1 rRNA gene is annotated in these 375 nt (G+C 48.3%); it reads right to left on the bottom strand.

Annotation, left to right across the window (positions count from 1 at the left end):
* Nucleotides 1-267 precede the first annotated feature (267 nt).
* Nucleotides 268-375, bottom strand: a 23S ribosomal RNA gene (locus BM477_RS03050); the annotation flags it as partial.

Raw genomic sequence — 375 nt, 5'->3', positions numbered from 1 at the left:
GCTTAGCTTCCGGGTTCGGAAAGGGAGCCGGGCGTATCCCCGCCGCTATGACCACCACAAAATGGTCGACCTTATTCTTTTTTCAACACCCCTCAACCAAAACGATTACACAACGCGTGTTTTGGGTTGTGGGTGTGTGGGTTGGTCGTTAACCGTATAGTGGACGCGTAAACCATTAACCCTTAACATTAAAAGGCTACTTGGTTTATAGTGTGTTTGTTTCTCGTTACGTGCTTACACTCACACCAAACAATAGTGTTGGTGGGTGTGGTGTTAGTTGTCGGCAATATTAGTACCGGTCAGCTCCACATGTTACCATGCTTCCACGTCCGGCCTATCAACCCGATAGTCTATCGGGAGCCTCAACAGAAACCT

Origin of the sequence: Boudabousia marimammalium (assembly GCF_001936115.1) — a bacterium.
In the GTDB taxonomy this organism is placed as follows: Bacteria; Actinomycetota; Actinomycetes; order Actinomycetales; family Actinomycetaceae; genus Boudabousia; species Boudabousia marimammalium.
Note: the sequence above shows the minus strand (reverse complement) of the source record. Positions and strands in the feature narration are given on the sequence as shown.